Raw genomic sequence first — 22,958 nt, forward strand, 5'->3', positions numbered from 1 at the left:
GGGGCGCGGCGGGGGTGGGGGGGGGGGTTGGGGCTGCGCCGCTCATGTGGGCGCCCCCCCACCGGGGGTTCCACCCCCGGACCCCTGAGGTATTTGGATCAAGATGAAGGCAAAAGCGCGGGAAAAGCAGGTGGTTCCCGCACCTTGGAAAAGGCGGCATGCTGGGTTTTGCCGCGTCAGAGGGCGGCGGTCACAAAAAGGCGCGGCCCGCAGGACGCGCCCATTTCAGACCCGGCTGCAGACTCAGGCTGCCTCGGCCTGCATCCCGCGCAGGGTCTCGCCGTAGCCACCATCCGACATGTACGCCGCCTCGGCGCTGGTCGTCTTGCGGTCCAGCGCGTCGTTGCGATAGGGGAAGCGCCCGAACTGGCGGATGACCTCGCGGTGCACGCGCGCGTGCAGTAGGTTGCCCGCCCCGGTCTCGGGCATGCGTTCCTTCATCAGGCGCACACAGCGGTCCTGGTCACACAGGTTTTCCGAATGCATCAGCGGCATGTAGAAAAACTGCCGCGCCGGTTCGTCGATCTTCATGTCCCAGCCGCGATGAATCGCCTGCTTGGCCGCCGCCAGGGCGATGCGATCCGAGGCAAAGGCCTTGCCGTCGCCGCGGAACATGTTCCGCGAGAACTGGTCCGACAGGATGATGTAGGCCAGCACGCCCGACGGATAGGTCAGCCACAGGCCGTAGCGCCCCTGCATCAACCCTTCCCAGGCGGCCCCGAAGCGCGCGCGGATCTCGTCGTCCAGCGCCGCGTCCTGCTTGTACCAGCCCTCCGGTCCGACCTCGTCCAACCAGAACTTCAGTATCTCTTCCGGCCCCACCATGTGATCCTCCTCGATGGTCCTGCCACGGATTGTTAAGAAAACGTTACACACAGGGTGAAGACGCTGCCCAATCACGATTCTTGTCATATTTTGACAAGATCGCAAGTGCGGCGAAGTAATTATTCATCATCCTCGGCGTGATCTATGAAATATTCTTGCGCAACCTCCATGGCGATCGGCGTCGAGTTGGGCATGACAGGAGCATAGGCGCCGGTGTCCTCGACCTTGGGCGCCGGGCGCTGTGTCATCCGGTACAGCGCATAAGCCGCAACCGCCGCCAGCAGGCCCGCGATCAGGGCAAAGAACCCCGACGCGCCGAACGCCTGCATGACGTAGCCGATCACCAGCGGACCGGCGATGGCCCCCACACCGTTGATGAACAGCAGACCCGCCGAGGCGGCGGCCATGTCCTCGGCCTCCATGAAATCATTGGTGTAGGCGATCAACAGCGAATACAATGGATTAGAGCATCCACCGATGACAAAGGCCGCCGCCACGATCAGCCAGAAGCTGCTTGCCAGCCAGGCGACCACAGCCGCCGCCGCCCCCAGTGCCGCCACCGCCATGATGAGCCCGCGCCGGTCCACCCGGTCGGAAATCCAGCCCAGCGGATACTGCATGAACAGCGCGCCGACGTAGAAGGCCGAGATGAAGATCGAGATCTGCTTCAGCGTCATCCCGGCTTCGGTTCCGTAGACCGCCGCCATGCCGAATTGCGCGGCAAAGACCGACCCCAGCAGGAAGATGCCGACCATGCCCAGCGGAGAGATCCCGTAAAGCTCGCGCAGGGTCATGCGCTTGGTCGACTCAAATGCGGGCGTTGGTGAAATCGACAGCAGAATCGGCGCAAACGATATGGAAACGAGCACGGATGGAATCACGAACAGCAGGAAACCGGACACATCCGGGATCAGAAGCATGGCCTGCGCCACGATGATCCCCAGCATCTGCACGATCATGTAGGCCGACAGCGTCTGGCCGCGAGTCTCGTTCGTGGCCGTGTTGTTCAGCCAGCTTTCCGCCGTGACGTAGACGCCGCAGAAACAGAACCCCAGCACCAGCCGCCCGGCGATCCAGGCCACGGGATGCGGGATGGCGGGAAACAGGATCAGCGCCGCCGAGATGAACGACCCCAGCGCCGCGAACACGCGGACGTGCCCGACGCGGCGGATCATCTCGGGCACCATGCGCGACGCGAACAGGAAGCCCGCGAAATAGGCCGACATGATGAGCGACATCGTCAACGGCGCGAAGCCCGCCGCCGGTCCGCGCACACCCAGCAGTGACCCGTGCAGGCCATTGCCCAGCATCAGGCACAGCATCCCCAGCAGCAGCGGCCATGTCGACCTCAGAACACCCAGCATCGTCTAATCCTCTTTCTTCCCGTCACAGTCCCATGACGCATGGCACGTCGGGCCGTCATAGGCGACCCCTGTCACGAAACCATGTCGCAGCGCGACCAATATCCGGCAAATGCGCCAGTTTTTGCGCATGTCCGGTTCACGGGATCAGCAGCGAGGCATCCCCGTAAGAGAAGAACCGATAGTCGTTCGACACCGCGTGATCGTAGATGCGCGTAATACGGTCCTGCCCCATGAGGGCCGAGACCAGCATCAGCAGCGTCGACTTCGGCAGGTGGAAATTCGTCATCAAGGCGTCGGTCACATGAAAGGTGAAGCCGGGGTAGATGAAGATATCGGTCACCCCCTCGAAGGGCGCGATGGCCCCGCCGCGCGCCGCCGTCTCGATCAGCCGCAGCGCCGTGGTGCCCACCGGGATCACCCGCCCGCCTGCGGCCTTGGTCTCCGCGATTTCCGCCGCCGCCTGCGCCGAGACCTCTCCCCATTCGCCGTGCATCTTGTGGGTGGTCACATCCTCGACCTTGACCGGCAGGAAGGTCCCTGCGCCGACGTGCAACGTGACATGGGTAAACTGCACCCCGATCTCTGCCAGCGCCTGCAACAAAGCCTCATCAAAGTGCAAGGACGCCGTCGGCGCCGCCACGGCCCCACGGTTCCGCGCCCAAACCGTCTGATAATCGTCCTTGTCCTGCGCATCCGCCGCACGCTTCGCGGCGATATAGGGCGGCAAGGGCATCGCCCCCGCCGCATTCAGCGCCGCGTCGAAATCCTCGCCCGCGAGGTTGAAGCGCAACAGTCCTTGCCCGTCTTCCTTGGCCACCAACTCGGCGGACAGGTCATCGGAAAACCGCACCACCTCGCCCTCGCGCACCTTCTTCAAGGGCTTCAGCAGCGCCGCCCAACAGCCATCCGCACGCGGCTCCAGCAGCGTCACCTCGACCGCCGCCTCGGTCTCGCCTGCCTCGCCCGTGCGCCGCCGCACGCCGGACAGGCGCGCCGGGATCACCTTGGTATCGTTCAGCACCAGCCTGTCGCCGGGCCGCAGCCACCGCACCAGATCGCTGACCCGCGCGTCGGTGATCGCGTCACCCTCGACCACCAGCAGCCGCGCCGAGGATCGCGGCTTGGCAGGCCGCGTGGCAATCAGCCGATCCGGCAGATCGAAATCGAAATCGCTCAGCTTCACGCGACAAATCCTTGTTATTATTGCGACAACTTCGGCGGTGGACGGCGGAAGATGTCGCGGAACATGCCGGGGGTCAAGGCGGAAAGCGGGTTGACCGACACCTTCGGCGCGCCCACCGTCCCCCGCAGGTCAAAGTTGAAGCCGATCAGGCCCTCGCCCTTTCTCGGCGCGATCAGCCGCCCGATGGCGTTCACCACGTAAATGGGCGAAATTACCCCCTGCATGTCCATACCGCCGCTGGCGAGGTCGTAATACCCGTCCAGCGACACGCCCATGGACGGCCCCACCGCGCTGCTTTCGGTCACGATCACGCGGCTTGGAGTCAGGCGGAACCGCGCCTCGATATCCGAAAAGAAGATCCCCGGCCCGTTCATCTGGTCCAGCAGGCCCACCACCGAAATCGCATCCAGCAGCGAGGCAATCGCGGGCATCTTCTGCAACCGCGCCTCGCGGATGGTCAGCAGCCCGTCAAAGCTGCCCGCCTGCCCGCGCACCGGCGCAAGGTCCAGTTGGAAGGTCCCGTCCTGCACCGTCTTCAGCAGATTAGCGGCCTTCAGCACATCGCCCGCATCCTCGCCGAAAATACGAAACGCGCTGCCGCCGTTCTGCGGAATGGCCTGCCCCTGCACCGGCGTCATGCCGCCCAGCCGCGCGTCGAACCGTCCTTCCAGCCCGCGCGTGGTGACAAAGTTCCCGCGGAAGTCCTTCAATTCGATGTTGTCCGTCACCCGCAGGCTGTCCAGAGTCAGCGCGATGGGCGCGCCGTCGCCCTCTCCGCCAGACGAGGACCCGCTCGCCCCAAAGGGTGCCGAGCGCAGGTCGATCCGCCCCGAGGCGATCTCGACCGCCGGGGCCTGCTTGCCGCGCGACTTCAAACGCCCGACAGCCTCCATCCAGTCGCCGACCTTCAGGCGCGAGAACTCCAGCCGATCAAAGGCATTGCTGGCAGTCAGGACCACGCGCCCCGCCGCCTCCAGCCCCGCGCCCTTCAGCGCCATGGCGTCGATCTTCACCTGCGGCCCGAGGCTGCCGGAGACCGTGAACCGCCCCTTGGTTCCCGGCGCCAGCGACCAGCCGATCTGCGGCACCGACAGCCCCAGCCCCGCCAAATCGCTTTCCACCGCGAAGGTCGGCGCGCCACCCTTCGGGAGCTCCAGCGTCAGTGCCCCCTTGCCCGCGCCGCGCACCATACCATCCGGCAGGGTAATCCCCAGCGAGGCAAGGCTTTTCGCCGTCACGTCCACTGTTGCCGCCAATCGCGAACCGCCGCCGTCCAGCGGCTGCGTCCAGACACCCGTCGCAGGCAGGCCCGAGGCATCCACCGCGCCCTCGATCCGCAACGCGCGGTTGTCCAGCGCCACGTCCAGCGCCTGCGCCGTCAGCACCTTGCCCGGCACCGCCTTGGCGCTGCGCACATCCTTGGCCGTCCCGGCCAGCGCCAGCTTCACGTCATCAAAGGTGATATTGTCCCCCAGCGGCAGCTTTACCGTCCCGCTCAGATCCACCTCGCCGGTCGCCAGTGTCGCGTCCTTGCCGACCTTGCGCAGCACCTGCCACTGGTCATTGTCCACAAAGGCCAGCGCTGCGCTCAGCGGTCCGCGCACCTTCAGGTCCAACACCCCATCCGGCGGCTTCAGCTGCAAATCCGGAATGACGAACTCCGAGCCATCCAGCCGCAGCACGCCCGCCTCGCCCATGTCGACGCGGCCTTCGTCCAGCCGCAACCCCAGACGCCGGTCGTAAATCGTCAGCCGCCCCGCTCCGCCACTGATGGCGGGCAGGTTCGGCGCATAGGCCACCGTCGCGTCCCGGATGCCGAGGTCGAAATAGGTCATCGGGTGCTTTTCGCCCTGCCGCGCCCTCAGGGCAAAGATGACATCCGTCACCTGCCCCTTCTCGACCGCGCGCATCACCCAGTCGCGCGTACGCGGCACCAGTTGCGCGGGCCAGTAGTCCTTGACCTGCACCGCGTCCGTCTCGGCGGCCTGTGCATCCAGCGACACCTGCCAGCCGTCCTTGCCCGCCTCGAACCACCCCTTTGCCCGGATCGGAAACGCGGGATCGGTGATTGTCAGGCTGCCAAGATCAACCCGGAAGGGCTGGAGCGCCAGCCGGAACGCCATGTCCGCGCCCGATAGGCTGATCTCGCGGTCCAGCACGGTGCCCTTTGCCAATCGCAGGTCCTTCAGCGAGAACTGCGCGGTCAGCGCCTTGGGCAATTGCCCCGGCTGCGCCACATCCAGCTGGGTGACCCCGATGGCGCGGGCATTGACCAGCGGCGAGGACAACCGGATCTCGCTGAACCGCATCACGCCCGCCGCCGGATCGTAGGTAAAGGCCGTGCGCGCGTCGTGGAACCGCAACGGGTTTGCCTCGCGGTTCGGTTGCAGGACACCGCGCCCGATCTCCAGCGAGGCCTCCATGACGCCAAGGCTGCCGTCCGGTGCCAGCGACGATTTCAAAGCGCCGGAAATCGGCGCGTCCAGGGCGTCAAGCCAGGCCAGCGCAGGGCTTTGCGTGGCGATGTCCTCCGAGGCAAGACCGTCCAGCATCACGCTGAAATCGAACCCGTTTTCGCCAATCTGGCTGGAGGTATCCACCTCGACCGTCGCCACCCCGTCGCCCCCCGACAGCAGCGCCACGTCACCCGACAGGCGCAGCCGGTCGCCCTCGCGCGCCAACCGCAGCCGCCCGCCATCCGCCGTCCAGCCACGCCGCGCTCGCAGATCCTCGTAGCGCAGCGTCAGCGCATCCGCCTCGAACAGGTCCAGCTTCGCCAGTCGCGGGTCCAGCGCCAGCGCATCGACCTGCGCCACCATCTGCCCGATGTCCGGCACCTGCGTCCCGGCGGCAAAGGCATCCCCCAGCGCCAGACCCAGCCGCCCCTGTTCATCGCGCTGCAAGGTAACGAAGGCGCCCGAGACCTGCGCCTCGCGCAATTCCCATTCACGGTTCAGGAAGGACACCGGAGCGATCCCCGCCTCGATGTCGTTCAGCTGGGCGATCATCACACCCTTGTCATTGCGGATCGCCACGTCCCACAGGATGATCCGTGCCAGCCCGGACTCCTGTATCAAAAGGCTCATGCGGCCAAAGTCCACGCGGATGCCCGGCAGGGCCGTCGCGATGCGCGTCTCGATCTTCTCGCGCAACCACGCCGGGGCCGCCACCTCGCGCCCGACCATGAACCACAGGGTGCCGCCAAGCAGAACCGCCACCAGCACCACCACGGACAGCAAGATACCCAGCGCCCGCCTGCGCCGCCGTCCTCGGGGTTTTTCTGTCACCTGTTCTTCGCTCACTGGAAGCCTGCGCTCGATGCCTTATTCTCCGGCTCAGCAGACCATAGACCAATTCAGACGAGGTTTACACGCATGTCCGATCACATCCCCGCTTTCACCCTGCCCGCCACCTCCGGCGAGGTGTCTTCGGACGCGCTCAAAGGCAGTGCCTACGTGCTGTTCTTCTACCCGCGCGACGACACCTCGGGGTGCACGAAGGAGAACGAGGCCTTCACCGCGCTCGCCCCGGACTTCGAGGCCCTCGGCGTGAAGCTCTATGGTGTTTCCAAGGACTCCATCGCCAGCCATGAGAAGTTCATGGCGAAGAAGGCCCTCACCGTGCCGCTGATCTCGGACGAAGCTGGCGACCTCAGCGAACGGCTGGGCGTGTGGAAGGAAAAATCCATGTATGGCAAGAAATTCATGGGGATCGAGCGGTCGACCTTCCTCGTGGGCAAAGACGGGGCGATTGTCCGGGAATGGCGCAAGGTGAAGGTGCCGGGCCACGCCGAAGAGGTGCTGGACGCGGCGCGCGCCCTCTGAGCGGGTGGGCGATTTTTCCGGGGAAAAATCGCACCGGGGCTCTGCCCCGGACCCCGAGGTAATTTGGTCAAGATGAAGGCAGGGCGTTGCGTCGTCACCATCCTGCGTGGCACACGATCCCCATGACACAGATGACCCTTTCCGAGATGGCGGTGGACGTTCTGACCACCGCCGACGGGCGGCAAAAAACCGCCAAGTCCCGTGCCTACGCCGAACGCTGGTTCGCCGCCCGCGACGCGGGCGAGACGATCGAGATCGGCACAGCCCTGCCGCCGCTGCGCCCGTCGCGCCCCGAGAAGCCCGAGCTGCGCGACCCGCGCGATGTGCCCAAGCGCAAGCCCGGCAGCCCGCAAGGCCGCATCGCGCTGCTGCACGCCGTGGCGCATATCGAGCTCAATGCCGTCGACCTGCACTGGGACATCATCCCGCGTTTTGCCCATGTGAGGATGCCGGTTGGCTTTTATGACGACTGGGTGAAGTCTGCCGCCGAGGAGGCCAAGCATTTCAACCTGATGTGTGATTGCCTCGAGGAACTGGGCAGTTTCTACGGCGCACTGCCTGCGCATGCCTTCATGTGGCAGGCCGCCGAGGACACCGTGGACGATTTCATGGGCCGCCTCGCCGTCGTTCCCATGGTGCTCGAGGCCCGTGGGCTGGACGTCACACCGGGCATGATCGCGCTGTTCGAGAAGGCCCAGGCGACTTCTGCCGTGGCCGCCCTGAACACGATCTATGCGGAAGAAGTGGGTCACGTCGCTTATGGATCAAAGTGGTTCCATTTTCTCTGTGGCCGCCACGACATGGACCCCAAGGAGGCCTTTCACAGCCTCGTCCGGCGCTATTTCAAAGGGACGCTAAAACCGCCGTTCAACGAGGAAAAACGCGCCGAAGCGGGCCTGCCGCCGGATTTCTACTGGCCACTCACCTGAGTTATCCCTAACCGAACCCTTTGAATCCGCTGCATATCGGCGGTTTCTCGCCCATTCGGCAGCATGGCGCCTGCCGATCCGACATTGCCGCCCAAAAATGTTGCGCGATGATCCCTTGGCCAGTAAGCCCTTCGCTGAGGCTGGGTTGGGGGACCCTCACGCTTCGAAGGGGACAACATAGGGACGGTCAGGTGCGTACACGTCTGGCGATCAAGACACATGCAATTCTCGAGCGGTTCTTTCCGGAGCGCCGCCTTTTCCTGCGATCCGACAACGACACCCGGTTCATCCGGCTGAAGTCCGGGACCCAGGCGGTGGCCTTCACCGGCGCCGTGCTGGTGGTCTCCTGGACCACGATCGCCACCGCGATCCTGCTGATGGACTCCATCGGTGCGGGCAACTTCCGCGAACAGGCCAAGCGCGAGCAGATCACCTACCAGCAGCGCCTCAATGCGCTTTCTCACGAACGCGACAGCCGCGCCTCCGAGGCGCTGGCCGCGCAGAACCGGTTCAACGCCGCGCTGAAGCAGATCTCCTCCATGCAGTCCGAACTGCTGGAGTCCGAGACCCGGCGCCGCGAGCTGGAGACCGGCATTGACGTCATCCAAGCCACCCTGCGCGACACCATGAAGGACCGCGAGGACGTCTCTGACAAACTCGCCTCCTTGCAGGAACAGATCCAGGGCGGCACCACCGCCATGGCGGCCTCCGGTGACGACAGCACCCTCGACATCCTCTCCGACGCACTGGCCAAGACCGCGGCCGAGCGCGATCAGGTGGTCGCCGACGCGCAGGCCGCTCTGGTGCGCGCCGCCGAGATGCAGGCCGAGATCGAGCAGATGCAGGTGAAGAACGACACCATCTTCCGCCAGCTCGAAGACGCCATGACCGTCTCGGTCAAGCCACTCGACAAGATGTTCGAGAAGGCCGGCATGAACCCCGACACCATCCTGGCGCAGGTCCGCAAGGGCTACTCCGGCCAGGGCGGCCCGCTGACTCCCCTGTCGTTCTCGACCCGTGGCGAAGAGCCCTCCGAGGACACCATGCGCGCCAACCGCATCCTCAACCAGATGGACCGGCTGAACCTTTACCGCATCGCGGCACAGAAGGCGCCGTTCTCCTCGCCGCTGAAGGACGCCTTCCGCTTCACCTCCGGTTTCGGCTACCGCTGGGGCCGCCTGCATGCGGGCACCGATTTCGCCGCGCCGCATGGCACGCCGATCTACGCCACCGCCGATGGTGTCGTCACCCACGCCGACTGGTCCTCGGGCTACGGTCGCCTCGTCAAGATCCAGCATGAATTCGGCATCGAAACCCGCTACGCCCACATGTCGAAAATTCGGGTGAAGTCCGGCCAAAGGGTCTCGCGCGGTCAGCGGATCGGTGATATGGGGAACACTGGACGGTCGACTGGGACCCACCTTCACTACGAGGTCCGCGTCGGCGGCAACCCCGTCAATCCGATGATCTATATCAAGGCTGCGAACGATGTTTTCTAAGAGCAAAATCAACGAACCTGGTCCCGGTAACGACACCGCCGCCAAGCCCTCCATCCCCGAATCCCCGAAGCCGTCGACCGACTTCAAACCGACCGCGCCCAAGGCAAAGCCGCCGGCCTCCGTGCTCTCCGCTGACCTGCACGTCACCGGCAACATCCGCACCACCGGCGACATCCAGGTCGAAGGCACCGTCGAGGGCGACATCCGCGCGCACCTGCTGACCATCGGCGAATCCGCCACGATCAAGGGCGAAGTGGTCGCCGACGACGTGGTCGTGAACGGTCGCATCGTCGGTCGCGTCCGTGGCCTGAAGGTCCGCCTGACCGCCACCGCGCGCGTCGAGGGTGACATCATCCACAAGACCATCGCCATCGAATCCGGCGCCCATTTCGAAGGCTCCGTGCAGCGTCAGGACGATCCGCTCAACGGCGGCAAGGCACGTCCCGCTCCGGGTCAGGCGCCGGTTGTTCCGACGCAGCAGGGCTGAACGCCGCTGCATTGGTTTTCAGGGCCGCCTTCGGGCGGCCTTTTGTTTTGCGCCGCGCAGCATCTCCGATACTGCGGTCAGAGCACGAGCCGAGGAAGGCCCCCTGCATTACCGCCACTGACTGAAAAACCGACCGGGGGATCGGGTCATCTGTAGATGATCGCGCTCAGATCGAACAGGTAAAGGGGTATGGGTGGCCATTCACACGCCTTGCAAAGATCGCGCTAACCCTGACGACAACCTCCAAACGATCCGTGAACCACCGCACAGCCGCTTCGCTTTCCCGCGCCAAGGTGTCGCGCGCAGGGTTTGACCGCCCGGCGCGCCCGCGTTAAAAAGGGGTCATTCTCAGGGCGGGGTGAAATTCCCCACCGGCGGTTACAGCCCGCGAGCGCCCCTTTTCGGAGGGGGTCAGCAGATCCGGTGAAATTCCGGGGCCGACGGTCATAGTCCGGATGGAAGAGAACTCAGGCGTGCACCCGTTTTGCGGGGGTACGTTTGTGGAATGCTCTGGGATCTTGTCATTTGTGAAAGGACCAGACGCATGACAAAATCCCCTACCTTCGCCTTCATCAAGGCACGTTGGCACGCCGACATCGTCGATCAGGCCTATGCCGGGTTCTGCGCCCGCGTGGCCGAACTCGCCCCCGAGGCAACGGTTGAATCCTTCGACGTGCCGGGCGCGTTCGAAATGCCGCTGCTCGCGAAAAAGCTCGCCAAGACCGGGCGCTATGACGGCATCGCCGCCTCCGCCCTCGTGGTGGACGGTGGCATCTACCGCCACGACTTCGTCGCGCAGGCGGTGGTCTCGGGCCTGATGGACGCCCAGCTGGACACCGAGGTGCCGATGTTCTCGGTCTCGCTGACCCCGCACCACTTCCAGCCGAAGTCCGAGCACGAGGACTTCTACCACGCGCATTTCGTCGGCAAGGGCCGCGAGGCCGCCGATGCCGCCATGCAGATCGTCGCGCTGAACGCGTCTCTGGAAGACACCAAGCCGCGCGCCGTCGCCTGACCCCATGCGCCGGGGCCGCCACAGGCCCCGGCCCGCTTACAGGCGACCCAGCACTCGCCCCAGCACCCGCTCCGCCGCCACCGGCAACTGCCGGAACCGGTTGCGGATGACGAAACACGGCGAGACCGTGATCGGCTGCTCCAGCCGCAAGGCCGCGATGCCCTGCCCCGCCAGCATCTGCGCCACCTCCAGCGTCTGCGGCGCGATCACTGCCCCGTCCGCCAGCAGCGACAGCACCACCAGCAGCGACGACGAGTTCAGCACCCGCTCTGGTGCGCGCAGCCCGCGCCCGAGGAAGGCCGCCTCCACCGCGCGCCGTATCGGCGAGCCAGGCTCCTGCATCACCCATTCGAACCCGCCCAGCTGATCCAGCCGCACCGCCCGCGCCTCTGCCAGCGGATGCGCGGGGTTCACCAACAGTGCCACCTGCTCGCTGCGCGCAGGCACCATGTGGAAATCACGGCTGTCGTGATCCGCTGGCAGCCGCGAGATGACAAAGTCGAACCGCCCCTCCACCAGCCCGCGCACCAGATCGGTCGAGGGGGCGACCTCCACCGTGATCTCCAGATCCGGCGCCTCGGCCCGCACCTGCCGTAGCGCGGGCATCAGCACGCCCACCGCCGGGCCCGTGACCGCCCCAACGCGCACCTGCCCCACCTCGCCGCCCGCCACGCGCGACGCCTCGCGCGCCAGCAGTTCGTATTCCTCCAGGATCACCTTGCCGTGCCGGACATAGATCTCCCCCAGCGCGGTCGCGCTCATGCCCTTGGGATGACGCACAAAAAGCGCCTCGCCCGCCCGCGCCTCGATCTCCGCCAGCACGCGCGAGGCGGCGGGCTGCGACATCCCCGCCATCTCGGCGGCGCGCTGCAACTGCCCGGTCTCGGCGATGCGCAGCAACAACTCCACATGAGATGGCTTCAGGCGACTGGCGAGGTCCATGGCGTTCCACTTATCAGAAATGTTATACAAAACAGCGTTAAACGAATTTGAATGATATGCAAACCCGCTGCTACGCCTCATCGCAAAAGCGGGAGGACACCATGGCATTCACACCGGCAAAATGGCCGCGCAAGCTGCGCTCGCAGGAATGGTACGGCGGCACGTCCCGCGACGTGATCTACCATCGCGGCTGGCTCAAGAACCAGGGCCACCCCGACGACCTCTTTGACGGCCGTCCGATCATCGGCATCCTCAACACATGGTCCGACCTGACGCCCTGCAACGGCCACCTGCGCGAGCTGTGTGAAAAGGTAAAGGCCGGCATCTGGGAGGCCGGTGGTTTCCCGGTCGAGGTCCCCGTCTTCTCCGCCTCGGAAAACACCTTCCGCCCCACGGCGATGATGTTCCGCAACCTCGCCGCCATGTCGATCGAGGAACAGATCCGCGGCCAGCCCATCGACGGCTGCGTCCTGATGGTCGGCTGTGACAAGACCACGCCGTCCCTGCTGATGGCCGCCGCCTCCTGCGACCTGCCAAGCATCGTCGTCACCGGCGGCCCCATGCTGAACGGCTGGTTCCAGGGCGAACGCGTCGGCGCGGGCACCCACCTCTGGCGCTTCTCCGAAGCCGTCAAGGCAGGCGAGATGACCCAAGGTGAATTCCTCGACGCCGAGGCCGCCGTCACCCGCTCGTCGGGCACCTGCAACACCATGGGCACCGCCTCGTCGATGGCGTCGATGGCCGAGGCGCTCGGCATGGCGCTTTCCGGCAACGCCGCCATCCCCGCCGTCGACTCCCGCCGCCGCGTCATGGCGCAGCTCTCGGGGCGGCGCATCGTGCAGATGGTCAAGGACGACCTCAAACCCTCCGACATCCTCACCCGCGAGGCCTTTGAAAACGCCATCCGCACCAACGGCGCGGTGGGCGGTTCGACCAACACCGTTGTGCACCTGCTGGCCATCGCGGGCCGCGTCGGCGTCGATATTACCCTTGACGACTGGGACCGCTGCGGCCGCGACGTCGCCACCATCGTGAACCTCCAGCCCTCCGGCACCTACCTGATGGAGGAATTCTTCTACGCCGGCGGCCTTCCCGTTGTCCTGAAACGCCTCGGCGAGGCAGGCAAACTGCACAAGGACGCTCTCACCGTCTCCGGCACCACCATGTGGGAAGAGGTCAAAAACGCAAGGAACTGGAACGAGGACGTCATCCTCCCCGCCGACAAGCCCCTGCGCGAACAGGGCGGCATTGCCGTGCTCAAGGGCAACCTCGCCCCCAATGGCGCGGTCCTGAAACCCTCCGCCGCGACGCCCGAACTGATGCAGCACAAAGGCCGCGCCGTGGTCTTCGAGGACATCGACGACTACAAGGCGCGCATCAACGACGATGCCCTCGACATCGACGAAACCTGCATCATGGTGCTGAAGAACTGCGGCCCAAAGGGCTACCCCGGCATGTCCGAGGTAGGCAACATGGGCCTGCCGCCCAAGGTGCTGAAAAAGGGCATCAAGGACATGATCCGCATTTCCGACGCGCGCATGTCCGGCACCGCCTATGGCACCGTCATCCTGCACACCTCGCCCGAGGCCGCCGCCGGTGGCCCGCTCGCCGTGGTCCACAATGGCGACCTGATCGAGGTCGACGTGGCGAACCGCCGCCTGCACCTCGACATCTCCGACGCCGAGCTGGCCGACCGCCTGTCCAAATGGCAGCCCACCCACGAAACGCCCACGGGCGGCTACGCATGGCTGCACCAGCAGCACGTCATGGGCGCCGACACCGGGGCGGATCTGGACTTCCTCAAGGGCTGCCGAGGCGCCCCCGTCGGAAAGGACTCGCATTGATGGACATCGCCCTCGTCGGCGTGGGCAAGATCGCCCTCGATCAACACGTCCCCGCCATCGCCGCCAGCCCCGACTGGCACCTCGCCGCCACCTGTTCGCGCGCCGGGACCGTCCCCGGCGTGCCCGCCTATACCGACCTCGACAGGCTGCTCTCCGAGCACCCGGAAATCCGCGTCGTCTCGCTCTGCCTGCCGCCGGTGCCGCGCTTTGCCTATGCGGAACGCGCCATCGCCGCAGGGCGCCACGTCATGCTGGAAAAGCCGCCCGGCGCGACGCTCTCCGAATGCCACCGCCTCTTGGAGATGGCCCGCGCCAATGGCGTCTCGCTCTATGCCACGTGGCACTCGCAGCACGCCGACATGATCCCCGCCGCCCGCGATTGGCTGTCGGACAAGACCGTGCGCGCGCTGCACATCAACTGGCGCGAGGATGTGCGCAAGTGGCATCCCGGTCAGGACTGGTGCTTTGAACCGGGCGGCATGGGAGTCTTTGATCCGGGTATCAACGCGCTCTCGATCATGACCCGCATCCTGCCGCGCCCGGTCCACCTGACCCGCGCCACGCTGCACACGCCGGAAAATCGCCAGACGCCCATCACCGCCGATCTGACGTTTACCGACAAGGTCACCGCCTTCTTCAACTGGGACCATCAGGGCCCCGAGTTCTGGGACATCACCGTCGACACCGACGCGGGACAGCTGACCCTGCACGAAGGCGGCGCGCGCATGGTCATCGACGGCGAAACCCAAGGCTCCGCCGCAGGGCTCACCGGCGAATACCCCCGCCTTTACAACGAAATGGCCAGCCTCGTGACGGCGGGCGGGATCGACATGGACCTCGCCCCCCTGCGCCACGTGGCCGACGCCTTCATGCTGGGCGAGCGTCGCACCGCCGCCCCCTTCCACTGGTAAGGAGACCCCTCATGCAAACTCTCACAGGCATCCTGCCGGTCGCACCCACTCCCTTTCACGCCGATGGCCGCCTTGACGAGGACGGCTGCCGCTGCGTCATGGACTGCATGATCGACCAGGGCGTCGACGCCATCTGCATCCTCGCCAACTACTCGGAACAGTTCCTTTTGTCCGACGAGGAACGCACCACCGTCATGCGCCTCTGCCTCGAACAGGTCGCAGGCCGCGTGCCCGTCATCGTCACCGTCTCGCATTTCTCCACCGACATTGTCGTCGCCCGTGCAAAGGCGGCGCAGGCCATGGGCGCGTCCATGTTGATGATGATGCCGCCCTACCACGGCGTCGGCCTCGTCCCCGCGCCCGAGGGGATCTTTGAACATTTCGCCGCCGTCTCGGATGCTATTTCCATCCCGATCATGGTGCAGGACGCGCCGCTGTCGGGTGTCTCTCTCCCCGTGCCGCTGCTGGTCAGGATGGCGACAGAGATCGAGAACGTCAGCTATTTCAAGATCGAAACCCCCTTCGCCGCGGACAAGCTCGCCGCCCTGATCGAGGCGGGCGGCGACCACATCGTCGGTCCCTTCGACGGCGAAGAAGCCGTGACCTTGCTGGCCGACCTCGATGCAGGCTGCACCGGCACCATGACCAGCGCGCTCCAGCCCGAAAAGATCCGCCCCATCGTGACGGAATACCTCGCGGGCAATCACGCCGCCGCGCTGGCGCAATGGCAGCTGTGCCTGCCGCTCATCAACCACGAGAACCGCCAATGCGGGTTGCGCGCGGCCAAGACCGTGATGATGGAGGGCGGCGTGATCGGCTCCGACTTCGTCCGGCACCCGCTGAAACCGCTGAGCGCGCGGACCAAGGACCGCCTCCTGTCGCTCTCGCGCGACCTCGACCTGATCGCCCTGCGCTGGGGCAAGTGACCGAAAGGACCCGAACAATGACCTTCACCCCCCACGGCAAGCACCTGATCGCAGGTGAATGGATCGCCTCCGATCACACCTTCCAGTCCGAACCGGCGCACGGCCCCGCGCACGCCTTCTCCGTCGGCACCCCCGACCTTGTGAACCGCGCCTGCGAGGCCGCCGAGGACGCCTTCTGGACCTACGGCTACACCACCCGCGACCAGCGCGCCGACTTCCTCGACTCCATCGCCGATGAAATCGAGGCCCGCGCCGAACAGATCACCCAGATCGGCACCCAGGAAACCGGCCTCCCCGAGGCCCGCCTCCAGGGCGAGCGTGGCCGCACCACCGGGCAGTTGCGCCTGTTCGCGTCGCATATCCGCGCGGGCAACTACCTCGACCGCCGCCACGACGCCGCCCTCCCAGACCGCCAGCCGTTGCCGCGCCCCGACCTCAAGATGGTCCAGCGCCCCATCGGCCCGGTCGCCGTCTTCGGCGCATCGAACTTCCCGCTGGCCTTCTCCACCGCCGGGGGCGACACCGCCTCGGCCCTCGCCGCAGGCTGCCCGGTGGTCGTGAAAGGCCACTCCGCCCACCCCGGCACCGGCGAAATCATCGCCGAAGCCATCCACGCCGCCATCCGGAAAACCGGCATGCCCAAGGGCGCCTTCTCCCTCATCCAGGGGGGCAAGCGCGACGTCGGCACCACCCTCGTGCAGCATCCGCTCATCAAGGCTGTGGGTTTCACCGGCTCCTTGGGCGGCGGTCGCGCGCTGTTTGACCTGTGTGCCGGGCGCCCCGAACCGATCCCCTTCTTCGGCGAGCTGGGCAGCGTGAACCCGATGTTCGTCCTGCCCGAGGCCACCGCCGCACGCGGTACGGCCATCGGTCAGGGCTGGGCGGCGTCCCTCACCATGGGCGCGGGCCAGTTCTGCACCAACCCCGGCATCGCCGTGGTCCAGACCGGCCCCGAAGGCGACGCGCTGGTCCAAGCCGCCGCCGAGGCCCTGCGCGGCGTGGCAACGCAATGCATGTTGACCGACAGCATCGCCGCCGCCTACACCGACGGCAAGAAACGTTTCGACGGGCGTAACGCCGTCCGCCCGGTGCTGACCACCGACAGCGAAGGCCGCAACGCCGCGCCCAACCTCTATGAAACCGACGCCTCTGACTACCTGCAGGACCATGCACTTGGCGAAGAGGTCTTTGGCCCCCTCGGCCTCGTGGTCCGCGTCTCCGGCCCCGAGGAAATGCTGACCCTTGCCAAGGGCTTCGAGGGCCAACTGACCTGCACCCTTCACATGGACGAGGGCGATATGGCCACGGCACAACGCCTCATGCCGGTGCTGGAACGCAAGGCAGGCCGCATCCTCGCCAACGGCTTCCCCACGGGCGTCGAGGTGGCCGACGCCATGGTCCACGGCGGGCCATACCCGGCCTCGACGAACTTCGGCGCCACCTCGGTCGGCACCCTGGCCATCCGCCGCTTCCTGCGGCCCGTGTGCTACCAGAACCTCCCGGACGCCCTGCTGCCCGGCGATCTGGCCTGAAAATCGGGCCTACCCCTGTACCCCGGTGTGCAGGGGCAGACCTTCCGGGACATTTATCTTGTTGCGCGGGCAGTCAAGCGTTTGTCGTGCTGCGCACGACGGGTGGGGGCTCTGCCCCCACGCCCAACTGTTGTTTGTCATGCAAAGCATGACAGTGGGGGCTCTGCCCCCACCCCCCCGAGGGTATTTGGATCAAGATGAAGGCCAAGGGAAGCGCCAAGCCTGCAAGCATGGGTCACCCGGTTTGCAAGTGACGGTAGGTTTCGTTGAAGCGTTTCGCCAAATGGTCCCCCGCGAGGATGGTTTTGCCCGAGCCGATGGGCGCCACGTTGGTGTCGTGGTTGGGGTTGAAGAACAGCGGCACCGAGATGCGCTGGTCCGCCGAGCCCCTGACCCGGTGCAACGTCGCGCGCACCTGACCGTTGGTCCACATCTCCAGCATTTCACCGAAGTTGATGATGAATTCCCCGGGCTGCGCGTTGATCGCGTGCCATTGGTCGTCGCGGCCCAAAGCCTCCAGCCCCGGCACGCCGTCGGTTCCCAGAAGCGTCAGACAGCCGTAATCCGTGTGCGCGGCAATCCCGAAATCCTTGTCGCCCGCCCAGTCGGGACGCGGCGGATAGAAGTTGCCCCGCAGCAGCGCCATGGGTCGGTCGAACTTGTCGTCAAAGAAATGGCGGTCGGCGCCGATGCCCTCGGCGATGCCGCGCAAAAGGTCCAGCGCCACGGCGCGGGCGTCGCGGTAATAGGCTTCGATGATTTGGCGGAACCCTTCGGGACGGGCGGGCCAGAGGTTCGGCGCATAGACCGACAGGCCCGTTTCCGGCGCTTCGAACCCGCAGTCGAAGACCTGCTTGTAGTCCGGGTTGGCCTCGGGGTCGACCTGTTCCGACAGCGGCGCGCCCCAGCCCCGGTTCGATCCGGTGGCCGCCATGTCCACGGCGCGCTTCTCGGCCTCGGGCAGGTCGAAGAAGGCGGCATAGGCGGCCAGCACCAGCCGCATCCGCGCGGGCGTGATCGCCGTGTTGGCGACCTTCAGAAAGCCGGTCTCGAAGGCGCCCTTGCGCAGCGCCTCCAGCGTGTCCGGGTCGCGTGCGGTGATCCTTGCGGCATCCAGTGTAGGGAACATGGGCATCCTCCGGTTTGACCCGCGGGCCATGCCACGCGGCGCGCGGCGGGGCAAGTTGGCGGCTTGACCGGGGGGGAGGTAAATGAGACTTCAGTCAGGGATAACGAGGGATAACACCATGCGCACGAAGCTTGCCGCCGGGAACTGGAAGATGAACGGGACACGCGCGTCCCTCGAGCAGCTGGAGCGAATCGCCGCCGTTGCAGGCAATGGCCCGTCCGAGGTGCTGATCTGCCCGCCCGCCACGCTGATCCACGCCGCAGCCGAGGTCGCCGGTCCCGTGGGCATCGGCGGGCAGGATTGCCACGCGGCAGGTTCCGGCGCGCATACCGGTGACATCTCCGCCGAGATGCTGAAGGACGCGGGCGCGTCTTACGTGATCCTCGGCCATTCCGAGCGCCGCGCCGACCATGGCGAAAGCGACGCGCTGGTGCGCACCAAGTGCCGCATGGCCTGGTCGGCGGGTCTGAAGGCCGTGGTCTGCGTTGGTGAAACCCTTGAGCAATATGAACATTCCAACACGCTGGACATCATCGGCGGACAACTGGCCGGGTCCATTCCCGACGAGGCCACCGGCCACAACCTCGTGGTCGCCTACGAACCCGTCTGGGCCATCGGCACCGGCAAGGTGCCCACGGTGAACGAGATCGGCGATGTGCATGACTTCATCCGCGCCCGTCTGGAACGCCGCTTTGGCGCGGGCGTCGGGCGGTCGGTGCGGCTGCTCTACGGCGGCTCGGTGAAGGCGTCGAACGCCACCGAGATCTTTCACACCTCGAACGTCGACGGCGCGCTGGTGGGCGGGGCGTCCCTGAAGGCCGACGACTTCGTCCCGATCATCGAGGCGCTGAACGCATCGAATGATTGAGCCACCGTCACCTGACCGCACGGGCCCCGTTTGACAGCGCGGGGCCCCGGATCAGGACGATGCACAATCCATGCGGAAACCATGCGCAAACCATGCATACGGGCTGTGCGGGGGATTCGGGGTGGTGTTTCGGCAATGGCGACAGAGTGTTTCTGAAACACCAATAGCGGGTAGGCCACATCGGTCCCGAAAGACGTCCCCTGACCGCAGTCCCGCAAGATGGCGTCACGCCGATCGCAACCTCGGCGAAACGCTCAGGCGCACGCGGTCAGTGGCACGCGCTTGCAATCCAGTGATTGACCGCGAAAGTTCTCGCGCCACCGAGACTTTGAAGCACGACACTGGCGGCGCCATCGTCCGTTTCAAAACGCGCATCTATGGTTGCGATGGACCCGACGCCGGACGGAACGCTCGTAATCTGGATGTCCGGTTCGCCAAGCTCCAGCTGCATCGAGAAGACGAGCGCAGCAAACTCTTCCAGATCGCCGTCCAACTGTTTGGCGACCGATGTGATGGTCCCCTCGCATACGAACAGCGTCAGGGCCTCCCCCTCGACAACCCACCGTCCCGGCAAATTGTCCGACAGAGGCTTGAGGGTCCATTCCTGTTCCGCCGCGTGCCGTTGCGCCGCGTCCATCGTGCCCCCCAGCACGAATCCCCCGATATCCCGCGGCCCACCAGCCTCGGCGACCGAAGCCGCCAGCACGCCGACGGACAGGCAGACGCCAATCCTTCTGAAAAAGCTCACCTCTGCTCCCCTTGCTTGAGACCGTGACCGTCGCAGAAATCCGCAGGACTTCAACGTCGCGGTCGTGCGCTGTGTCGAACCCGGCTCTGACACCACGTCAGCGCCTGCCGCATTGGGCGTTCCGGAAATCGTTCAGTCGCGTCATGGGTGCACTGGCCAAGGTGTTTGCAGGCCCGCATTCCCCCGCCGTCAAAGGTAGGGTTTACCCCTATACCCCGGAACCCCGCCCCCGTGTTATCAGTTAACACACCGTTGATATCGCATTTCGACAGCCTTGCGGGAATAGTCCCCGCGTCCGGGCGGCCTCGCTGCTGAGGGTGTCCGACCTTGTACCCGTTCATTCCAGAAAGGAATACACCATGTCTGCCAAGTTCCTCACCTCCCTCATCGCCGCCGGTGCCATGGCTGCTTCGCTGTCCATGCCGACGCAGGCCGCCGCCCTGAACCAGGACCAGCGCAACATCGTCGGTGGCATCGCGCTCGGCGTGCTCGGCACGATGGCGATCCAGTCCGCGACCAAGCCGAAGAAGCAGGTGACCTACGTCTGCCAGAACCCGTACCGCACCATGCGCAACGGCCAGGTGGTCTGGGCCTGCCGCTGAGCTGACGCACACCGCATCGAACACGCGAAAGGGGGCGCCGGTGGGGCGCCCCCTTTTGTGTCTGTCGTCCGGATTACTGTGCGCGCGCCTCGCAGAAGGCCGCCTCCAGCGGGTTCGACGGTGGCACGCCCGAGCAGTTGACCTGTGGCCCCATCACGCTGTCCGGCAACACGGTGGAAATCCACGGGATGTAGGTCACCATGATGAGGAAGACGAAGAGCACCGCGAGGAAGGGCAGCGCCGCCTTCACCACCCGCATCATCGGCATCCCCGCCACACCCGAGGTGACAAAGAGGTTCAGGCCGACCGGCGGGGTAATCATGCCGATTTCCATGTTCACCACCATGATGATGCCCAGGTGGATCGGGTCGATGCCCAGTTGCAGCGCGATCGGGAAGACCAGCGGCGCGACGATCACCAGAAGGCCCGAGGGCTCCATGAACTGGCCACCGATCAGCAGGATAACGTTGACGATCACGAGGAACATGATCGGGCCAAAGCCTGCGTCCAGCATGGCCGCGGCGATCTGCTGCGGGATCTGCTCGTCGGTCAGCACGTGCTTGAGGATCAGCGCGTTGGCGATGATGAACATCAGCGTGACTGTCAGCTTACCCGCCTCCAGCAGCGTCATCTTGGTGTCGCGGTGGAAGAAGGCGGTGACCAGCGCGATGGGCTTCTGCCACAGCGCCTTGTGGTGGCCATCGGTCTGCCGCAGCGGACCCATGTCGCGGTAGACGAAGTTGGCGATGACGAAGGCGTAAATCGCTGCCACAGCTGCCGCTTCGGTCGGGGTAAAGATGCCGCCGTAGATGCCGCCAAGGATGATGACGATCAGGCCAAGGCCCCAGATCGCGTCACCGCCCGACTCCATGACCTCGCCCCAGCCGCGCCACTCGCCCTTGGGCAGGTTGCGCATCACGGCGATGGCGAAGATGGTGACCATCAGCATGGTGCCTGCCATGAGGCCCGGAATGACGCCCGCCAGGAACATCCGGCCGACCGAGACATCCGTGGCCGAGGCATAGACCACCATCACGATGGACGGCGGGATCAGGATGCCCAGGGTGCCGGCGTTGGCAATGACGCCCGCCGCGAAGTCCTTGGAATAGCCGACCTGGCGCATCCCGGCGATGACGATGGAGCCGATGGCCACCACGGTCGCGGGCGACGACCCGGACAGGGCCGCGAACATCATGCAGGCAAAGACCCCCGCAATCGCCAGACCGCCCGGCAGGTGCCCGACACAGGCGATGGAGAAGCGGATGATCCGTTGCGCCACCCCGCCCGTCGACATGAAGGACGACGCGAGGATGAAGAAGGGGATCGCCAGCAGCGTGTAGTGCCCCGCCATCGCCTGGTAAAAGGTCTGCGCCACCGAGGACAGCGAGGTCTCGGACAACACAAGCAGGAAGATGATCGACGAGATGCCCAGGCTGACCGCGATCGGCACGCCGATCAGCATCAGACCGATGATCATCACGAAAAGAAGTACGACGTCCATGACCTCAGTCCTTGTTCAGATGCGCGACGTCTTCGACGGCGTCTTCGGCTTCGTGGGAAACGATCAGGCTCTCGGCCTGCCCGGTCCAGACCCGCACGGTGGCCTGCACGAACCGGAACAGCAGCAGCGCCACGCCGAAGGGCAGGATGAAATACGGCAGGAAACGCGGGATCTTCTCGTAGGCGTCACCGTCGTTCATCCAGTCTTCGAGAAAGCGCAGGAACCCCGGCATCGGCGTATCGACCATCTCGTACCAGCCCCGGTACGAGGTGCGCTTCATCTCCTCCAAACCCGTGGGGAACCAACGCCCCGTGGTCTGCGGCAGGTTGGCGAAGTTCGCCCAGTAGTCCCAGGCCCCCTTCAGCAACAGCGCCGCGTAGGCGATGCAGACCGCGCCCGCGACCAGCGCCAGCACCTTGCGCACATGCGGCGGCAGGATGTTGGTCAGCGCGTCCACGCCAAGGTTCGCCGTGGTCTTGACCGCGTAGCTCACCCCGAACAGCACCAGCCAGGCGAACAGGAAGGACGTGACCTCCAGACCCCAGATCAGCCCGGTGTTGAACACGTAGCGCAGGACCACGTTGACGAATGTGATGATGGTCATCAGCCCAAGGATCAGGGCGATGAAGCTCTCTTCCAGCTCGTTGACGAATTTGCCGAGCATGGAGTCCGAGGCAGTGTGAACGGACATGTCCCCCTCCGATGTCTAAGGAATGTCCCCGGCCCGGCCGACAAGCGCCGCTTGCGCTTCTTCTTGGTCCAAGTATCTCCGGGGGAAGCGCGGCTTGCCGCGATGGGGGCAGCGCCCCCAATGCTGACCCGACGGCGA

General features: G+C 65.6%; 20 protein-coding genes and 1 riboswitch. Of the genes, 11 read left to right on the top strand and 9 right to left on the bottom strand.

Translation table 11 applies throughout. From position 1 onward, the window contains the following. Positions 1 to 243: 243 nt before the first annotated feature. The 4 genes from ACP16H_RS02020 to ACP16H_RS02035 all read right to left on the bottom strand — a co-directional run bounded on the left by ACP16H_RS02020 (position 244) and on the right by ACP16H_RS02035 (position 6,659). Complete coding sequence (locus ACP16H_RS02020) at positions 244 to 825, bottom strand: DUF924 family protein (protein ID WP_425070562.1); 582 nt, start codon at positions 823 to 825, stop codon at positions 244 to 246. A 119-nt stretch (positions 826 to 944) separates the two neighbouring features. Continuing rightward, positions 945 to 2,189, bottom strand: a complete 1,245-nt coding sequence (locus tag ACP16H_RS02025; RefSeq protein WP_425070563.1) for an MFS transporter — start codon at positions 2,187 to 2,189, stop codon at positions 945 to 947. Positions 2,190 to 2,325: 136 nt separating this feature from the next. Further along, the gene (queA, locus tag ACP16H_RS02030) at positions 2,326 to 3,372 is read right to left on the bottom strand and encodes a tRNA preQ1(34) S-adenosylmethionine ribosyltransferase-isomerase QueA (protein ID WP_425070564.1); all 1,047 of its coding nucleotides are present in this window, start codon (positions 3,370 to 3,372) and stop codon (positions 2,326 to 2,328) included. Between the two features lie 17 nt (positions 3,373 to 3,389). Beyond that, the gene (locus tag ACP16H_RS02035; RefSeq protein ID WP_425070565.1) at positions 3,390 to 6,659 is read right to left on the bottom strand and encodes a DUF3971 domain-containing protein; all 3,270 of its coding nucleotides are present in this window, start codon (positions 6,657 to 6,659) and stop codon (positions 3,390 to 3,392) included. 87 nt (positions 6,660 to 6,746) lie between these two features. Between ACP16H_RS02035 and ACP16H_RS02040 the strand changes: the two genes are divergently transcribed. The 5 genes from ACP16H_RS02040 to ACP16H_RS02060 all read left to right on the top strand — a co-directional run bounded on the left by ACP16H_RS02040 (position 6,747) and on the right by ACP16H_RS02060 (position 11,126). After that, complete coding sequence (locus ACP16H_RS02040; protein ID WP_425070566.1) at positions 6,747 to 7,196, top strand: peroxiredoxin; 450 nt, start codon at positions 6,747 to 6,749, stop codon at positions 7,194 to 7,196. A gap of 122 nt (positions 7,197 to 7,318) precedes the next feature. Further along, positions 7,319 to 8,125 carry a ferritin-like domain-containing protein gene (locus ACP16H_RS02045; RefSeq protein ID WP_425070567.1) on the top strand — a complete coding sequence of 269 codons (807 nt, stop codon included), beginning with the start codon at positions 7,319 to 7,321 and terminating at the stop codon, positions 8,123 to 8,125. Between the two features lie 191 nt (positions 8,126 to 8,316). Further along, positions 8,317 to 9,624: a DUF5930 domain-containing protein gene (locus tag ACP16H_RS02050; protein ID WP_425070568.1), complete on the top strand. Its 1,308-nt coding sequence runs from the start codon at positions 8,317 to 8,319 to the stop codon at positions 9,622 to 9,624. Next, positions 9,614 to 10,111 (top strand): bactofilin family protein, encoded by a 498-nt coding sequence (locus tag ACP16H_RS02055; RefSeq protein WP_425070569.1) that lies wholly within the window; start codon positions 9,614 to 9,616, stop codon positions 10,109 to 10,111. The genes ACP16H_RS02050 and ACP16H_RS02055 overlap by 11 nt, the downstream gene beginning before the upstream one ends. 340 nt (positions 10,112 to 10,451) lie before the next feature. Further along, positions 10,452 to 10,582: riboswitch (FMN riboswitch) on the top strand. 73 nt (positions 10,583 to 10,655) lie between these two features. After that, positions 10,656 to 11,126, top strand: a complete 471-nt coding sequence (locus ACP16H_RS02060; RefSeq protein ID WP_425070570.1) for a 6,7-dimethyl-8-ribityllumazine synthase — start codon at positions 10,656 to 10,658, stop codon at positions 11,124 to 11,126. A 36-nt stretch (positions 11,127 to 11,162) separates the two neighbouring features. Here ACP16H_RS02060 and ACP16H_RS02065 read toward each other — a convergent pair whose 3' ends face one another. Further along, positions 11,163 to 12,068 carry a LysR family transcriptional regulator gene (locus ACP16H_RS02065; protein WP_425070571.1) on the bottom strand — a complete coding sequence of 302 codons (906 nt, stop codon included), beginning with the start codon at positions 12,066 to 12,068 and terminating at the stop codon, positions 11,163 to 11,165. Between the two features lie 101 nt (positions 12,069 to 12,169). Here ACP16H_RS02065 and araD point away from each other — a divergent pair, with 101 nt between their 5' ends. Genes araD through ACP16H_RS02085 form a run of 4 tightly spaced genes read left to right on the top strand, consistent with a single transcriptional unit; the run spans position 12,170 to position 17,281 of the window. Next, on the top strand, positions 12,170 to 13,912 hold the full coding sequence (araD, locus tag ACP16H_RS02070) for an L-arabinonate dehydratase (protein WP_425070572.1): 1,743 nt from the start codon (positions 12,170 to 12,172) through the stop codon (positions 13,910 to 13,912). Next, entirely contained in the window at positions 13,912 to 14,823 is a 912-nt protein-coding gene (locus ACP16H_RS02075) for a Gfo/Idh/MocA family protein (protein ID WP_425070573.1), read from the top strand. Before araD ends, ACP16H_RS02075 begins: the two co-directional genes overlap by 1 nt. An 11-nt stretch (positions 14,824 to 14,834) precedes the next feature. After that, the gene (locus ACP16H_RS02080; protein ID WP_425070574.1) at positions 14,835 to 15,749 is read left to right on the top strand and encodes a dihydrodipicolinate synthase family protein; all 915 of its coding nucleotides are present in this window, start codon (positions 14,835 to 14,837) and stop codon (positions 15,747 to 15,749) included. 17 nt (positions 15,750 to 15,766) lie between these two features. Further along, complete coding sequence (locus ACP16H_RS02085; protein WP_425070575.1) at positions 15,767 to 17,281, top strand: aldehyde dehydrogenase (NADP(+)); 1,515 nt, start codon at positions 15,767 to 15,769, stop codon at positions 17,279 to 17,281. Between the two features lie 235 nt (positions 17,282 to 17,516). Here the strand turns inward: ACP16H_RS02085 and ACP16H_RS02090 are convergent, their stop codons facing one another. Further along, on the bottom strand, positions 17,517 to 18,410 hold the full coding sequence (locus ACP16H_RS02090) for an isopenicillin N synthase family dioxygenase (protein ID WP_425070576.1): 894 nt from the start codon (positions 18,408 to 18,410) through the stop codon (positions 17,517 to 17,519). Between the two features lie 118 nt (positions 18,411 to 18,528). Here ACP16H_RS02090 and tpiA point away from each other — a divergent pair, with 118 nt between their 5' ends. Continuing rightward, a complete protein-coding gene (gene tpiA, locus ACP16H_RS02095; protein ID WP_425070577.1) occupies positions 18,529 to 19,278 on the top strand; it encodes a triose-phosphate isomerase in 750 nt (249 codons plus the stop codon). Between the two features lie 268 nt (positions 19,279 to 19,546). On the opposite strand, the gene ACP16H_RS02100 is transcribed toward tpiA, so the two are convergent. Further along, positions 19,547 to 20,026: a hypothetical protein gene (locus ACP16H_RS02100; protein ID WP_425070578.1), complete on the bottom strand. Its 480-nt coding sequence runs from the start codon at positions 20,024 to 20,026 to the stop codon at positions 19,547 to 19,549. 359 nt (positions 20,027 to 20,385) lie between these two features. On the opposite strand from ACP16H_RS02100, the gene ACP16H_RS02105 reads away from it, so the two are divergent. Beyond that, positions 20,386 to 20,628 (top strand): hypothetical protein, encoded by a 243-nt coding sequence (locus ACP16H_RS02105; RefSeq protein ID WP_425070579.1) that lies wholly within the window; start codon positions 20,386 to 20,388, stop codon positions 20,626 to 20,628. Positions 20,629 to 20,701: 73 nt separating this feature from the next. Here ACP16H_RS02105 and ACP16H_RS02110 read toward each other — a convergent pair whose 3' ends face one another. Both ACP16H_RS02110 and ACP16H_RS02115 read right to left on the bottom strand, forming a co-directional pair. After that, positions 20,702 to 22,129: a TRAP transporter large permease gene (locus tag ACP16H_RS02110; RefSeq protein ID WP_425070580.1), complete on the bottom strand. Its 1,428-nt coding sequence runs from the start codon at positions 22,127 to 22,129 to the stop codon at positions 20,702 to 20,704. A 4-nt stretch (positions 22,130 to 22,133) separates the two neighbouring features. Further along, positions 22,134 to 22,820 (bottom strand): TRAP transporter small permease, encoded by a 687-nt coding sequence (locus tag ACP16H_RS02115; RefSeq protein WP_425070581.1) that lies wholly within the window; start codon positions 22,818 to 22,820, stop codon positions 22,134 to 22,136. Positions 22,821 to 22,958: the final 138 nt, after the last annotated feature.

This window comes from Sagittula sp. S175 (assembly GCF_049800975.1).
Classification (GTDB): domain Bacteria; phylum Pseudomonadota; class Alphaproteobacteria; order Rhodobacterales; family Rhodobacteraceae; genus Sagittula.

Coding starts and splice junctions, on each gene's coding strand:
- ACP16H_RS02075 (WP_425070573.1), top strand. CDS start 13,912: ATGGACATCGCCCTCGTCGGCGTGGGCAAGATCGCCCTCGATCAACAC.
- ACP16H_RS02020 (WP_425070562.1), bottom strand. CDS start 825: ATGGTGGGGCCGGAAGAGATACTGAAGTTCTGGTTGGACGAGGTCGGA.
- ACP16H_RS02085 (WP_425070575.1), top strand. CDS start 15,767: ATGACCTTCACCCCCCACGGCAAGCACCTGATCGCAGGTGAATGGATC.
- araD (WP_425070572.1), top strand. CDS start 12,170: ATGGCATTCACACCGGCAAAATGGCCGCGCAAGCTGCGCTCGCAGGAA.
- ACP16H_RS02025 (WP_425070563.1), bottom strand. CDS start 2,189: ATGCTGGGTGTTCTGAGGTCGACATGGCCGCTGCTGCTGGGGATGCTG.
- ACP16H_RS02080 (WP_425070574.1), top strand. CDS start 14,835: ATGCAAACTCTCACAGGCATCCTGCCGGTCGCACCCACTCCCTTTCAC.
- tpiA (WP_425070577.1), top strand. CDS start 18,529: ATGCGCACGAAGCTTGCCGCCGGGAACTGGAAGATGAACGGGACACGC.
- ACP16H_RS02115 (WP_425070581.1), bottom strand. CDS start 22,820: ATGTCCGTTCACACTGCCTCGGACTCCATGCTCGGCAAATTCGTCAAC.
- ACP16H_RS02045 (WP_425070567.1), top strand. CDS start 7,319: ATGACACAGATGACCCTTTCCGAGATGGCGGTGGACGTTCTGACCACC.
- ACP16H_RS02065 (WP_425070571.1), bottom strand. CDS start 12,068: ATGGACCTCGCCAGTCGCCTGAAGCCATCTCATGTGGAGTTGTTGCTG.
- ACP16H_RS02110 (WP_425070580.1), bottom strand. CDS start 22,129: ATGGACGTCGTACTTCTTTTCGTGATGATCATCGGTCTGATGCTGATC.
- ACP16H_RS02105 (WP_425070579.1), top strand. CDS start 20,386: ATGTCTGCCAAGTTCCTCACCTCCCTCATCGCCGCCGGTGCCATGGCT.
- ACP16H_RS02060 (WP_425070570.1), top strand. CDS start 10,656: ATGACAAAATCCCCTACCTTCGCCTTCATCAAGGCACGTTGGCACGCC.
- ACP16H_RS02090 (WP_425070576.1), bottom strand. CDS start 18,410: ATGTTCCCTACACTGGATGCCGCAAGGATCACCGCACGCGACCCGGAC.
- ACP16H_RS02040 (WP_425070566.1), top strand. CDS start 6,747: ATGTCCGATCACATCCCCGCTTTCACCCTGCCCGCCACCTCCGGCGAG.
- ACP16H_RS02055 (WP_425070569.1), top strand. CDS start 9,614: ATGTTTTCTAAGAGCAAAATCAACGAACCTGGTCCCGGTAACGACACC.